Genomic DNA, 13,946 nt, shown 5'->3' with positions numbered 1-13,946 from the left:
CTCATTTTTTGGTGTAGTAAGGTTAGTGATAAAAGTTACAACGTCATGTGTATATGTGATTCACGTCGATCTTTCTAGTGATTTAATTGTTTATTAAAGAGTAGGTGAATCAGCAGAACCGTCCCCGATGATTCCTATAAATAATAAAAATCGCATTTTAGAAATTGGAATACCTCCTTATGTATTGAATCTAATATCTAGAAAGGCAATTTTAATAGTCACATAGCCTCTCCAGACATTCTTCTTTCTTTTCCGGAAATTGTTCACTTAGTATCGCAACCCCAGCCACCATAAGATTAGTGTCCAGGCTTACAGAAAAAGCTTCACCATTTGCTTTACCATCCACAGTCATAATCCCCATCTCTGCTTTATAGTGCTCATTTACTTTAAGGGTTTCAATGTTAGCGTAATTATTTTCTATGTAGCTGATTACGTTTGCTTGTGCTTCTCTCACTGTTTCGTCGCTGTATTCTTTCGTACTAGAATTCACGCTACAACCAACTAATAAAATGAGCATAATTAGCGATACAATGGCGTAAATGCGGATTAATTTTATATGAGCTCACCTCGAGTTGAATCATTCTGTATATAAATTTTAATCAGATAGCTTTATGCCTTTTCTCGATCAGCATAAACGGTATAGAAGGGAAGAGGGTAGTAGCCCACATACTGCAAAAAGAAAACCTGCTTGCACAGAAAAGATCTAAGGCAACAGGCTGAGAGAGTAGTAAACTTGTTACTTACTAACTTCATAGTCACAGGTCATTCACTCCGATAGTAAATGCCGCTTTTTTATTAACGGTGCCTTCAAGAACAAGTCTACCCATTGGCGCAGAAGGAGACTCTTTAAACTCTACGCTTTCGACATTTTGATAATTATTTATAATGTAACTTTCTACGCTGGCTTTCGCCTTTTCAATTGTTTCTTCGCTGTAGTTTTCGCTGTTAGAGTTCACACTGCAGCTCATTAAAACGATGAACGATAGGTAAAATAAAAGTCGTTTCATTCCAGGATTCTCCTTACTATAAAAGTGCAGCAATTAAGGCCACTATCCTTATGACCAATGTACAGGAAGAGTGACCCTATTAATGATAGAGAATTATAAAATTGCTATTGCTTTCGAGTTAATAATCACAGGTTTTATCTTTACACTCGTCTTTTTCTTCAGGGAAATTTTCTCCTTCACTAATTGCGATGATTTTTAAAGAATCATCTACATCCATTGAAAAATTGGAATTATCATTTATCGTTCCTCTAATAACTAACCCACCCATAGGATTACTATGATCATCACTGAATTTAATTTTATCAATATTTTTGTAATTATTTCTTAAATAGCTCTCAGCTTTTTTTTCAGCTTTTGTAATAAATTCTTGATCATAAGTTTCATTGTTTGAGTTCACATTGCACCCTCCTAAAAGTATAATGAATACAATAGTTATTAAATGTGTTTTTTTCATATTATCACCTCTTATGTAATATAATCTCTTTTTTAGTAAGGAGGAAGAAATGAAAAAATTAAGTGATAATGAAGCTGCAGTAATATCTAGAAATACATATGAAGACATTGTAACTAGTGTGAAAATTACTAATATTAATGGTGAAAGAATAAAGTGGATAAAAATAGATACAATCAAGGACCCTGCAACAGGTCTCAAAGGTTATGTACTACAAAATCCTGATACTAAACAGGTCGTAATAAGCTTTCGTGGTACTCAACTTCCTAAAATAAGTGAAAAAAAAGTAGTGCAGAAATATGTAGGCTCTCCATCTCAAGATGCTCGTTTAGCTGGAGGGGGAGCAACTATAGAAGGTGATAAGATAGTCTTTAAAACTAAAGCTATAGATTCTTCTGAATCAAATAAAGATATCAAAGAAGACCTAGAAGGCATCGTTTTAGGCAATTCCAATTATACCAAAAAGAGGTATGGGACAACAGCCTATTTAGGAACCCCTTCTCAGGATGCGAGTCTAGCAAGTGGTCGAGCTGAACTAGATTCAAAAGCTGGCACCATTTCATATATACATAAGAATCAATTTACTGAAGCGGAAGAAAAAGTGGATCACTATGTTAAAAAGTATGGAGCCAAAAACATCACCTTTGTCGGCCATTCACTTGGTGGGGGATTAGCGCAGTATTTTGCGGTCAATCATGATTCGAATGCCGTCACATTTGCTGCTGCAGATATTTATTCACTATTAACCCCTGAGCAACAGCAAAATGCCATTAATGGGGAGTACAAAGATAATGTCATCAGCTATACCTATCCTGATGACGTGGTAGGCACCTATTATGAGAAATCGGTTGGATCCGTTTATTATATGAATGATCCAGACCAAGCGGGTATGCCTGGTGTAGCCATGCACGGGATTAAAAATTACTTAGATTCAAGTTTGTATAACGATGAAGGTTACTTTGTACCACAGGTGCTCTTCGACGAAAAATTACAAAGCAAACTAAACCTATCCCCACTTGCCCTTAAAAACAGCGGTGTCTCAGACTTCCATATTCAAATTCAAGAAGCCTTAATGGAAAGCTATGTGCAAGAAATGAAGCAGAGCGAGGAGCAGATTGAAGCAACGAAACAGGCATTGCTCGAATTCCTTGATGTGTACATGAACACGATGCGCGATATGAAAAGCAAATACATCAATTCGGTAAAAAGCGGGCAATTCGATAAATTAGATGTTTCAGATGTGGAGAGCTACTTCCATGAGTTTACGAAAGCACCAGTAGACGGTGTGCCGATGTTATTTGATATCCAGATGTTCGATAGTTTAATGGCTTCACTTGGTGATACGCATCAGGATACAGCGGATATCGCTTATAACATGGAACGAATGAGTCAAGATTTGATGCGAGCCGATCAATATCTCGCGCAGTGGCTACGATACGAATCATAATGAGAGGAAGGTGAAGAAGTGGACTTTAATTTTGACTGGTGGAACGATTACTGGGAAAGGCAGCGCCAAAAGGATGCCTTAAGAATGCAGATCAAAAATGATCTAGAAGCGGAAGCAAATCTATTAAACACTCATTTAAAACATTGCTACGCAGTCGGTTCACTTAGTGAGCGACACAAAGCGATTCTCAATCAGATTGAACATAATTTTGATGGTCAGGCAAATAAGGCGTTAGTGCAGCGGTTTGAAGAAAACGAGTTGAAGTTAATTAAGATGAAGATGATGTATGAAATGTTGCATGACAGTATAAAGGTAAGGTGAGGGGCGTCTCGGAATCGGGAGGTCCTATTATTTTTGAATTTTGTAGGTTAGTAGAGTAAGAGGTGTAGGGTACACACAGTGAAAAGATAGGTTGTAAGGAGACAAACTTCTATAGGTGCAATTGAATGGAGAGCTGATAGCTTATTGTCATTTAACACGCTCAACTTGGTTTTGGAGTGTTGAATAAGCAAAGAGAGGAAAAGCTAATTTCTGAGGAGGCAGAGGGACAGGTGTCTTGTCCCATCCCGATATATTGATTTATTAAGATTTGTACTATCCTTAATACTATTTTACTTCTAATTGTATAAGTTCTTTGATTCGTTCTATGCTTTTTGAGTTATTAGATAATTGTAGGGACGAGGTACCTGTCCCTTTGGTCTTCTTTGGGTCTTTTGTAGCGGTGATGGATTCGGAGAGCGGTGTGATTAGGTATCACATCTCCGGGGTTTTTCACCGATGCCTATTCAAATAGATTTAATTTCGCGGTCAGGTTGCAAAACGTCATTCAAAAAGCGAATTAAGAATTTTTTGTTCTCATCAATCCCTAACAGATGCTTAAATCCAATGTCATATTTTAAATCTATAGGGAGCTTATTTAGCATGGCGTCAACTTCCTTTTTTAACCTATTATAATCTAAATTCAACTAAATTGTTTGATAAATAAATAAATACATACATTCATTCATAGAGAGCGTAGAAACGCTTGTCTGGTAATAAAAGGACTGTTATTTTCCTTTAACTTCTTTGTTATCCTAAAACTAAACAGCAATTAGTCCTTGTAATCTAGTATAATATTTATTAGGGATAAATTGGTAATAAAGTAGGGCTAATCTACTTACTGATCAAAACTCTAAAATAAAGAAAGAGTAAACAAAAAGAGGTGTAAACATGCAACAAGGTCTACAAAAGAAGATAAAAGAGGCAACTTACTTAACTGCTGATAAAGCCTGGAGTTATCGTCCTATTCTACGATACTTTTATATTCAACACGAGCGCATGCGAGAGTTCTTGTTTCCTGAAGAAGTGCTAGAGTATTTACAGGGGTTTGAAGAATTCGAGGGCTACTCGATGGAAGCGCTGCAACAGGATCTGGATTCACTGGTGAAGTGGGGGAACTTGCTTGCTAGTCAGGAGCAAAGGAAAGCGAAGACAATCGATGAGTATAAGAAAAAGAGTTTTCGTTATCAATGCACACCATATACGGTAGAGTTTGAACGGATGTTGATGAACCTTGAGAATATGGGAGAAAGCTTTGGTGGTTCGCTTGAGCGCAGTCAGTTTGAGCGTCTTTATCATGTTCTTTCAAACATTAACGCAACGATATCAGGGGATAAGAAGGAATCGAACGAAGAATGCGCGCAGTTATGGAATGATGCGATCTTCTATTTTAAACAAATTACGCAGAATACCTCAGATTATATGGCTTACATACATAGTGAAGAAGTAGCGGAGCGGATGAAGACTGATGCGTTTTTGGCATATAAAGACCAGTTCACGACGTATTTGCGAGATTTTATTATAGCGTTACAGCGGACGGCACTGCAGATTCAAGATCTCTTACGGAATGTGGATACACAGCTTTTGCGTCCTTTCTTTCGGCAGGTTACTCAGCACCAAGATCAGACGTTTCGTTTTGAAACGGAACAAAGCTATGATCCTATCGAAGATCTAGAAGCAAAATGGATCAACCTCAAAACATGGTTTCTTGGAAATAAGCATGGTGAGAGTGAGTTTGAGCGGCTTCAAAGTAGAACGAATGAAGCGATTCGACGGATAACGCGAGTAGTTCAGAGGCTTGGTGAGCGTAACCAGCAATTTAAGAGTAGAAAAAACGACTATCTTCATCTTGCAAAATGGTTTGATGGGCTGCAAGATATCGAAGAAGCTCATCAGCTATCCTCTGTTGCATTCGGTGTGTTTCATACGCGACACCTGCAAATCGATCACGTGCCTACCGAAGATATCTACTTCGATATTTGGGATGAGAAGCCTATGGAACATAGGACTAACCCCAGAATACGACAGTATCGAGAGAAAACACGTGCAGGGGCGATTGAAGACAACAAGGAAAAAATCGAACGAATGAAGCGACTTCATCTTGAACAAAGACAGCGAGAAAAGAAAGTAATAGAAAATTACATTTCAGAAAGTGAGATTCGGATTAAAGAACTTCCTATTGTTGAGCCTCATGTTCGAAAGCTTCTTCTGTCATGGCTGGGGAAAGCGCTGGCACGTGAAGATCGAACGGTGAAAACAGAGTTCGGCCGCAAAGTCGCAGTAACGGTTCATGAGGGAGAATGCGTAGCGTTGCATTCGAATGATGGCGTTCTTGAAATGCCTGATGTGACGTTTCGGTTCGTTGAAGAAGAGGTGACATCATAATGGAAAAGACTCAATTTGATGAAAAAACTGAACAGGCACTTGGAATCCTTTTTGAACAATTCTGGGTGCTTCGGACTGAAGAGCCGTCCTCCTATCATCTTATCCGTGAGCGTGAACACCAGTTGAAACGGTATTTATCAGATAAGTTTGGATTTGATTTAATCGTTCACCAGCACTTTATTAAGCTTGAGAAGATTCCGGTTGATCCGAAAAGCTGGATGGGGATCCAGGAGTTCACGGAGCCTATGGATTATGCGATCTTCTGCTGTGCTCTTGCATTTACGGAACGTCGCTCTGTCGATGATCAGTTTCTTCTATCAGACATAACAGAAGACATTCAGGAATTGTATCCAGGAGAATTTCCGCTTGATTGGACGAACTTTCAGCACCGGAAATCACTGGTGCGTGCGTTAAAAAAGCTTGTTGCCCTACGACTTGTGAAAACCGTAGATGGTGATTTGGAACAATTCACATCGAATGAAGAGGAAGAAGTGCTGTATGAAGTTACCGTATATGCACGCTACTTTATGCGTTCGTATCCGGATGACTTGTTTCAATACGATACGATGCAAGAGATTCTAGAGAGTGAATGGCGTCGGCATAAAAATGATGAACGAAGAAAGCGCGTATATCGAAAGCTGATGTTCTCACCGGTCGTCTACCGTGAGAGCGAAGAGGATCAAGATTTTGCTTATATTCGAAACTATCGAAATCGATTACGTGATGATCTTGAGGAACATACACCTTTTCGACTTGAAGTATTTAAGAATGCGGCCATGCTCGTATTAGATGAGCGAAAGCAGCTGTATACGCTTTTTCCTGATCAGAAAACGATTATGGATATTGCGCTTCACGTGGCTTCACACATCAGAAGCATGATGGAGGAGCTTCCTGTAAATGAAATGGGTGAGATACGGTTCACCCTTTCTGAATTTGAGCTGCTTATGGCAGATATTAAAAATAAAGACGGTCATGGGTGGAGTAAGAAGTACCGTGACAGTTCTGCAAAACAACTAACAGAAGAACTGCTGCAGCTTCTAGTAGAGTGGGAACTTGCTTACATCGAACATGAATCTAGCATGCTCGTCTTGCAATCTGGGTTCGGTCGAATGGTTGGATATTACCCTGCAGAATATGTGAAGGAGGCACAACAATGAGTGGTGTGAATCAATGGAAGATGAACCGGGCTGGTTTGCTGAATTTCTGGTATTACGATGATGAAGTGTTTGATTTCTCAGATGGCAAGCTTCTTTTACGAGGAAGCAACGGTTCTGGGAAATCAGTTACGATGCAGAGTTTCTTGCCCGTTTTATTAGATGGGAAGAAATCACCTGATCGCCTTGATCCATTCGGGTCGAAAGCGCGTAAAATGGAAGACTACTTGCTTGGTGAAAAGGAAATTGTGAACCGTGACGAACGGACAGGGTACCTTTATATAGAATACAAGCGAAAAGATACGAATCAATACGTCACTACTGGGATCGGACTTCAAGCAAAACGTCATAAGCCGTTAAAGTTCTGGGGATTTGCTATTACGGACAATCGCCGTGTAGGAGTAGACATCGCACTTTACAAAAATGAGCGTCAAGCAGGAGAGAAGAGTAAGGTACCTCTATCCCGCGTCGAACTTGTAAACCTCATAGGCGAAGGAGGACAGGTTGTTCAAACGCAGGGCGATTATATGAAACTCGTGAACAAGCATATCTTTGGGTTTGAAACGATCGAAGCGTATGAAGAGTTAATCAAACTACTCATTCAGCTTAGGAGTCCAAAGCTCTCAAAAGAATTCAGGCCGACTGTTATCTACGAAATCCTTGAAGCAGCGCTTCCGCCTCTATCTGATGATGATTTACGCCATCTTTCAGATACGATCGAGCAAATGGATCAAACGAAGCAACAGATCGAGCAGCTAGAGAGAGAAATGGTTTCTCTTAAAAAGTTAAACGGTGTGTACGATACATACAATCAACGCTATCTTGTAGATCAGGCAGTAGAGTATAGAAAAAGCTCCAGGCGGTTGAATAAAGAGACGAAGGAATATGAGAACCTTCTTCATGAGCAAGAAGAGCTTCATAAAACGATTGAAGAGGTCACAGAGAATATTCGTGTACAAACGCAGGATAAAAATACATATGAGATGCAGAAACAACGTCTCTCTTCTCATAAAGTATGGAATCTTGAAGCGGAGTTAAAGGAAGAGAAATCAAAAGTAAACGTACTGAATGACGATTATCATGCGAACGAAACAAAGCGATCTCGCGAAGAAGAAAGAAGCCGTACGTTACTGCGACAGAAGCAAGATGTTGAGTTGGATACCAATCGTTTATTAAAAGAAATCGATGAACAGCTGATGAATATGGAAAACGATGCTGACGAAGCTTCTTTTTCTCAAGATGCTATGAATCAGCAAGATTATAAGAGAAAACAGTTGGATGACTTTGATTTTACCGTATGGAGTAAAGAAGCCGAGCAGCATGAGAAGAAGCTTAGCGATTTAGAAGAGAAGCTCCGATTGTTTGAAGATCTTAGAGAAAAGATGCAATTGAAGAATAAAGAGATTGCTGATGAACAATTTCAGTTAGAACAACATCGTCATCAGGAGTCCGACTGGTTGGGTATTTTTGAAGGTGATAAGGAGAATCACTTGAAGCGTATCTATCAATGGACGGAAGCACACCCTGAGTTTCAGGTGACAAATGATGCGTTGAGCACTGTTTCAAGGAACCTTTACTCTCTTTATGAACCTATATCCTATAGCGCCGTTACAGACACGGTTTCACCCTTTGTAGTTGCTTATCAAAATAAGCTAAGAAATGATTTGTCTGAGTTACATGCAAGGGAGAAAGCGGTCGATCTTAAGATTGAAGAAGCGGAACAAGCGCTGGACGAATGGAAAAACCAAAAAGATCCTGAACCGGATACGAAGGAAGAGACAAAAGAAGCGCGACAGCAGCTTCTTGGGGCGAATGTAGGATTCGCACCTTTTTATACAGTCGTAGAATTTCAAGAGCACGTTAGCGAAACCGTTCAAAATCGCATTGAGGCTGCCTTACTTGATACGGGTATCCTGGATGCACTCATTGTAAATCAAAGGGTCGCTGCGAAACATGACCGTATACTTGAAGCAAATCCTACTATGATGGCACATACGCTCGCAGATTTTTTAAAGCCTGACTTGCATGATGAGTGTGCAATTTCGGCTGAAAAAATTGACGATGTATTGAGAAGTATTGTGATTGGAGATCAAGGTGAGGGTGAAGTGATCTCGATTCAGGAAGATGGTCGCTACAAGATCGGTACACTTTCTGGACACGCACTTCCTGTTGAACGCGTAAGGTACATCGGACGAAATGCTCGCCGGCGTTACCGGGAGGCACTCATTGAAGAGCTCAACGGCGAACTCATGCTTCTTAATGAAAAAAAACAACACATTCACAATGAGAAGGAGAATGTGGAAGGAGATATTGCTGAAGCGAGCTCTGCATTAAATGAATTTCCGAACGATAAGGATCTTGATGAGAGCTATCAGAATATAAAGAAAGTCAGGTTTTCGATTAAGCAGATCGAGAAACAGCTTCAAAAGCTCTCAGATCAAGTAAAAGAAATCGACAAAGAGTATCAAGCACTTAAACACACGCTTGCCGAGCAAACGAGAGACTTAAATCTTGAAAACAATCGAGCGGCTTATCGTACAGCAAAAGATTTGATGAAGCGCTATGTTAAGGATCTCTGGGCATTGAAGAGCCTTCATATACAATATCGCAACAGTCATCGGCGCTATCATGAAATGAGCGAGCGGTTAGAGGAGATTGAAGAAGATATCATCACACTTGATGGTGAACTGAATGTTCTCAAAGATCGTATTGAGAGAGGTACTAAAAATATTGCTGTTATCGAGCAACAGCTGGCACAAGCTGGCGCTGAGGATATTCGAAAGCAAATTCGTGACGTCCAGCAGCAGCTCGAGCACATTCAAAGAGAATTACATGAAAACAATACTAAACTACCTCGGCTAGAAACGACACGTGATAATCAGGAAACGCAGCTTTCCGAAAAGAAAGAAAAACTCCTATTCTGGGAGCAGCTCAAGCATGCGTGGAGAGAAGCTTTTCAAGATGAGCTGGAGCGGAAATTTGTCGGTGATTTTACTGAAGATGCGTTTGAAAGTATTGCCCAAGAAATTGAAAAGAAATACGGAGCCTTGCTAACAGATAAAGAGAAGAGCCAGGTAGAATCAAGTCTTTCAAATGTATTCTATAACCAGCAAACAAACCTGACCGAATACCGTATGCGTGAGTATCAAGAGCAGCATCCAATCCCATCATGGATGGAAGACGTATCGGATGATGCGTTGCGTCCAATGATTGAGCAATGGAAGCAGAAAACGACACGACGTGTGATAGAGCTCGATCTACTAGGACAACAGGTTAGTCCGTATTTTGTGGAACGTAACCTTGAAGAGAATTTCGCTAACCAGGAGAAATTCCTTGATGATCAGGACAAAGAGCTTTATGAAGAAATTCTTTTCAAATCGGTAGGAAATAAGCTGCGGAGCCGCATTCGCCGCGCTGAAAATTGGACGGAGAAGATGGACGAGCTTATGGAAAGCAGTGATTCTTCTTCAGGGCTTACCTTCTCGATCAAGTGGCGTCCACGCACGGCTGAAACAGAAGAAGAGCTCGATACAAAAGATCTTGTTCATATCCTAAAGCAAGACGCAAAGCTATTGAAAGAGCAGGATCTTGAACGCATCACGGCGCACTTTCGTTCTAAAATCGCAAAAGCGAAACAATGGATTGAAGAAAAAGGAGAAGGACATACGTTACTACAAGTTCTAAAAGAAGTGCTCGATTATCGAAAGTGGTTTTCCTTTGTGCTTTCATATCAGCGAACGAACGAACCGAAACGTGAGCTCACAAACAACAAGTTCTTTACGTTCAGCGGTGGTGAAAAGGCGATGGCGATGTATATTCCACTCTTTACAGCGTGCTACTCGCGCTACCGTGAAGCGGAGGATACCGCGCCATACATCATCTCTCTTGATGAAGCCTTCGCAGGAGTGGACGAAAACAATATTCGTGAGATGTTTGAAATCGTCGAGCAGCTCGGTTTTGATTACATTATGAACTCGCAAGTACTATGGGGAGACTATGACACCATCTCAAGCCTTTCTGTCTGCGAGCTCGTTCGGCCGAAAAATGCTGACTATGTGTCCGTGCTTCGCTACAAATGGGACGGCAACCGTTTGAACCTAAAAGAACCGGAAATCGTGTTAGAGGAAGAAGATGAGAAACAGGTAACACTCACATAAAGGATGAACAACAATGGTAAGCACACTTATGAAAGAGGCTCTTGCCTACTTTGGCGGCGATGCAGGCTTTCGCCGCCTCTTTTCTTTATTTAAAGCAAAATATGAATCATATGGAAGAGTAGGAGGATCAATAAAGCTTACAACTTTTTCTGACAGCGAGATCGAGTCGATCGCTCAGTTTTATGGCACTGATCTCCATAAGGTGAAGCAAAAGAATTCTGTAACCCTCCTTTCCTTTCAAAAGAAGTTACAAGAAACAAAGTTTGAAGGCGTCACCTTACACGCATTATTAGAAGCTTACTTTGGAGAAGAGCTCCTATCAAAGAAAGAAGCGAAGGATCAAAAGCTGAAACAACAGGAAAATCTTCTTCATTACTTAGAGGTGACATTTCCATCTCTTCAATTCTGGTTTACTCATACTAAAGAACGATCAGCGAATACACACTGGATCTATCGCTTGTTGGAGCAACCATCTTTCAAAAGCACTGTAGCGACATTAGCAAGAGCCATAGAACGATTACCACATGACTACGAACGTCTGCCAATGTTCAGTCAGCGAGTGACAGGAAACCCTCACTCGTTCGATCTTTCAACTGAACTAGGAAAACTATGGATTTATATCCTTCATGTAAAAAGAGAAGGCGGACACACTTCACCACCCAATGATACCGAAAGCGTCAATGAACTGCTTCAGGAATACAAACTCCTACGCGATGATATTACAAACTACGTCACGGTAGCTAATATTCTCGCAGAGACAAAACACCAGATCCATCCAATGTGGCAGGCAGCTGCAGATACCTCTAGTGTCATGAACGTGCCCCTACGGGAGTTACTTGCAATCAAGAACGCTTATCCGAAGAACACGAACAGCAAAGACGTATGGATCGTCGAGAACTCTGGCGTTTATTCAAGTTTACTAGATGCTGTCCCAGAAGCACCGCTACTATGTACGCATGGTCAGTTCAAACTAGCAGCACTTAAGCTGATGGATATCTTAGTAGAGTATGGATGTATACTACATTATGGTGGAGACTTTGATCCAGAAGGAGTAGCCATTGCAGCGAGGTTGAGGGAGCGGTATCCAGGAAAAGTGGTGTTATGGAGGATGGATAGAGAGTCCTATTTAGATTCAAAGCCTTCTGTTAAATTGACAGGAGAGCGGCTGTTAAAATTGAAGGGAATAGTAGATTGTGGGTTGGTAGAAGTAATAGAAGAGATGGAGTTACAGAAAATGGCGGGGTATCAGGAAGGGTTGTTAGAAGTGATGGTGGGGGGGTTACTGGATAGGTTGACATGATGGGAAGGTGAATTTGCGTTTAGAGTCGGTTTGTTGTATACTTCCAGGTTAAATGGTTCATAGGTGGGGGCAGTCTACCTGTCCTTGTGTACCCATGGAACCATTCACCTGGCCTGAGAATCTAAATCGTGGGGACGTTTCTCATGATTCTTTCAGTCCGTTTATATGAGCATAAGAAAGACCAGTCGGCTAAATACATCAGTATTTAGCCGACTGGTCATTTATTAATTAGATGATGAATCACTAGAAATGTCCCCGATGATTCCAGAGGCGGCACTTATGTATATAGGGATGACTCGTGCAATTGAATATTTGATGATTTCATATAGTGCAGAGTCAGAGTATACAGAGTATTTCGGAAAAATTCTAGCAGAGAAGGAAAAAGTAAGAAGACACTGAAAGTAGTACATACGTAGATATACGAAGGAGAGAAGGGAAATGCCTACCTACAACAAACTAGTAAGAGATCGCATCCCAGAAATAATTCGTGCTAATGGCAACAAGTTTAATACGAGGGTTCTCGATGAAGCTGAGTACAAAGAAGAGTTACAGCTGAAGCTAAAAGAAGAACTCCAGGAGTATCTTGAAGCAATGGAAGATAGTCATGCGGTTGAAGAGCTAGCTGATATGCTGGAGCTGATCTATTCATTAGTTGAGGTTCATCATTCTTCTTTTGATGAACTGGAGGAAGTACGTAGGGAGAAAAGGGAAGTGCGCGGAGGATTTGATGAACGGGTTTATTTGATTGAGGTAGAGGATTAAGTGGATTAAACAAAACGCGCACTCTTCTGAAGAGTGCGCGTTTTGTTTAGCTTACATCATAGCTCATATGAATGTATCGCTTTGCTTTCTCAAAATCTTCGTCGGTATAAATGGTTAGTTCCAGGTCACCGGTGCCGTAGTGACCGATGTTGCGAACATCTCTACTAAATTGATCTTCTAATGTAATTGTATCCGGATCAATTTTCAGAAAGAGCACGATCTTACCGTTTTGAGGATGTACTTCAACACAAACGAAATTTTTTATTCGCTTAAATGCTATGTAATATTTCAATGTCTTCATTTGAACGTCATCGCCTAAAGCCATCAAATAAGACTTAATCGCTTCGAACCGATCTTGTAGTTCAGTGTTGGATTGTTCAAGATAATTACTGACGGTTTTATATGCAATTTGTTTGGTACCGTTTGTTGAGGTTGATAGCTCAGTGGTTTGAGCGGTTGTCGCATTGACAAGGTCTAACAAGATAAAACCATCTTTATAATGTTTGTATTGATATAGTTCAATATTACGATTAATTTGTTGAACGGCATGTTCATCGTATTTTGTGAAGCCACCTGCAATACATAGTAGACGTGGACTGGTCCAATCAATCGTATCAGCTAAAGCGTTTCCATATCTCCGCATTACCATTAATTCAAACTCCGCCTTGTGATCGAGAAGCCAGTCCAAGTAAAAGAGTCCCTGATTAATGACGTTCTCATTAATCGAGCGTTTGTATTCAATAATAACGGGAGCATTGTTTTCATCAATGCCTAGCGTGTCGATTCTTCCAGCATGTTTCTTTCCTGTCGTGTACTCTGAAGCAAGAAAACGTACGCCTAAAAAAGTCTCTAAGTGTTGTTCCATAATTTCTTGTAGTGATTTTTCCACAGACACAGATTGACCTTCCAATTCAGTAACCGATTCGGGTCCTAACTTGAATAACTTAATATCTCCCAACTTGTTC

At 40.5% G+C, this 13,946-nt stretch carries 12 protein-coding genes; 7 read left to right on the top strand and 5 right to left on the bottom strand.

What is annotated here, in order from left to right:
- Positions 1–211 precede the first annotated feature (211 nt).
- The 3 genes from JI666_RS09180 to JI666_RS09170 all read right to left on the bottom strand — a co-directional run bounded on the left by JI666_RS09180 (position 212) and on the right by JI666_RS09170 (position 1,404).
- The gene (locus tag JI666_RS09180) at positions 212–490 is read right to left on the bottom strand and encodes a hypothetical protein (RefSeq protein ID WP_206891061.1); all 279 of its coding nucleotides are present in this window, start codon (positions 488–490) and stop codon (positions 212–214) included.
- Positions 491–755: 265 nt separating this feature from the next.
- Positions 756–1,007: a hypothetical protein gene (locus JI666_RS09175; protein ID WP_206891059.1), complete on the bottom strand. Its 252-nt coding sequence runs from the start codon at positions 1,005–1,007 to the stop codon at positions 756–758.
- Positions 1,008–1,125: 118 nt separating this feature from the next.
- The gene (locus JI666_RS09170; RefSeq protein ID WP_206891058.1) at positions 1,126–1,404 is read right to left on the bottom strand and encodes a DUF1433 domain-containing protein; all 279 of its coding nucleotides are present in this window, start codon (positions 1,402–1,404) and stop codon (positions 1,126–1,128) included.
- A 106-nt stretch (positions 1,405–1,510) separates the two neighbouring features.
- On the opposite strand from JI666_RS09170, the gene JI666_RS09165 reads away from it, so the two are divergent.
- Positions 1,511–2,905: a YqiA/YcfP family alpha/beta fold hydrolase gene (locus JI666_RS09165; RefSeq protein ID WP_206891056.1), complete on the top strand. Its 1,395-nt coding sequence runs from the start codon at positions 1,511–1,513 to the stop codon at positions 2,903–2,905.
- An 18-nt stretch (positions 2,906–2,923) separates the two neighbouring features.
- Positions 2,924–3,226: a hypothetical protein gene (locus JI666_RS09160; RefSeq protein WP_206891053.1), complete on the top strand. Its 303-nt coding sequence runs from the start codon at positions 2,924–2,926 to the stop codon at positions 3,224–3,226.
- A 464-nt stretch (positions 3,227–3,690) separates the two neighbouring features.
- Here JI666_RS09160 and JI666_RS21990 read toward each other — a convergent pair whose 3' ends face one another.
- Positions 3,691–3,828: a PD-(D/E)XK nuclease family transposase gene (locus JI666_RS21990; RefSeq protein ID WP_414635136.1), complete on the bottom strand. Its 138-nt coding sequence runs from the start codon at positions 3,826–3,828 to the stop codon at positions 3,691–3,693.
- Between the two features lie 286 nt (positions 3,829–4,114).
- Here JI666_RS21990 and JI666_RS09155 point away from each other — a divergent pair, with 286 nt between their 5' ends.
- From JI666_RS09155 to JI666_RS09135, 5 genes are all read left to right on the top strand, one after another.
- On the top strand, positions 4,115–5,608 hold the full coding sequence (locus JI666_RS09155; protein WP_206891050.1) for a TIGR02677 family protein: 1,494 nt from the start codon (positions 4,115–4,117) through the stop codon (positions 5,606–5,608).
- Positions 5,608–6,765, top strand: coding sequence for a TIGR02678 family protein (locus JI666_RS09150; RefSeq protein WP_206891049.1), 1,158 nt, complete (start codon positions 5,608–5,610; stop codon positions 6,763–6,765). The genes JI666_RS09155 and JI666_RS09150 overlap by 1 nt, the downstream gene beginning before the upstream one ends.
- Positions 6,762–10,919 carry a TIGR02680 family protein gene (locus tag JI666_RS09145; RefSeq protein ID WP_206891047.1) on the top strand — a complete coding sequence of 1,386 codons (4,158 nt, stop codon included), beginning with the start codon at positions 6,762–6,764 and terminating at the stop codon, positions 10,917–10,919. The genes JI666_RS09150 and JI666_RS09145 overlap by 4 nt, the downstream gene beginning before the upstream one ends.
- A 13-nt stretch (positions 10,920–10,932) precedes the next feature.
- Positions 10,933–12,219 carry a TIGR02679 family protein gene (locus JI666_RS09140; RefSeq protein WP_206891045.1) on the top strand — a complete coding sequence of 429 codons (1,287 nt, stop codon included), beginning with the start codon at positions 10,933–10,935 and terminating at the stop codon, positions 12,217–12,219.
- Between the two features lie 438 nt (positions 12,220–12,657).
- The gene (locus JI666_RS09135; RefSeq protein WP_206891043.1) at positions 12,658–12,981 is read left to right on the top strand and encodes a nucleoside triphosphate pyrophosphohydrolase; all 324 of its coding nucleotides are present in this window, start codon (positions 12,658–12,660) and stop codon (positions 12,979–12,981) included.
- A 46-nt stretch (positions 12,982–13,027) separates the two neighbouring features.
- Here the strand turns inward: JI666_RS09135 and JI666_RS09130 are convergent, their stop codons facing one another.
- Positions 13,028–13,939 carry a DUF5655 domain-containing protein gene (locus tag JI666_RS09130; protein WP_206891040.1) on the bottom strand — a complete coding sequence of 304 codons (912 nt, stop codon included), beginning with the start codon at positions 13,937–13,939 and terminating at the stop codon, positions 13,028–13,030.
- Positions 13,940–13,946: the final 7 nt, after the last annotated feature.

This window comes from Bacillus sp. NTK071 (assembly GCF_017303315.1).
Lineage (GTDB): Bacteria > Bacillota > Bacilli > Bacillales > Guptibacillaceae > Guptibacillus.
The sequence above is the reverse complement of the archived record's forward strand: the minus strand, read 5'-3'. Positions and strand labels throughout refer to the sequence as shown.

Coding starts and splice junctions, on each gene's coding strand:
- JI666_RS09175 (WP_206891059.1), bottom strand. CDS start 1,007: ATGAAACGACTTTTATTTTACCTATCGTTCATCGTTTTAATGAGCTGC.
- JI666_RS09155 (WP_206891050.1), top strand. CDS start 4,115: ATGCAACAAGGTCTACAAAAGAAGATAAAAGAGGCAACTTACTTAACT.
- JI666_RS09165 (WP_206891056.1), top strand. CDS start 1,511: ATGAAAAAATTAAGTGATAATGAAGCTGCAGTAATATCTAGAAATACA.
- JI666_RS21990 (WP_414635136.1), bottom strand. CDS start 3,828: ATGCTAAATAAGCTCCCTATAGATTTAAAATATGACATTGGATTTAAG.
- JI666_RS09145 (WP_206891047.1), top strand. CDS start 6,762: ATGAGTGGTGTGAATCAATGGAAGATGAACCGGGCTGGTTTGCTGAAT.
- JI666_RS09140 (WP_206891045.1), top strand. CDS start 10,933: ATGGTAAGCACACTTATGAAAGAGGCTCTTGCCTACTTTGGCGGCGAT.
- JI666_RS09150 (WP_206891049.1), top strand. CDS start 5,608: ATGGAAAAGACTCAATTTGATGAAAAAACTGAACAGGCACTTGGAATC.
- JI666_RS09135 (WP_206891043.1), top strand. CDS start 12,658: ATGCCTACCTACAACAAACTAGTAAGAGATCGCATCCCAGAAATAATT.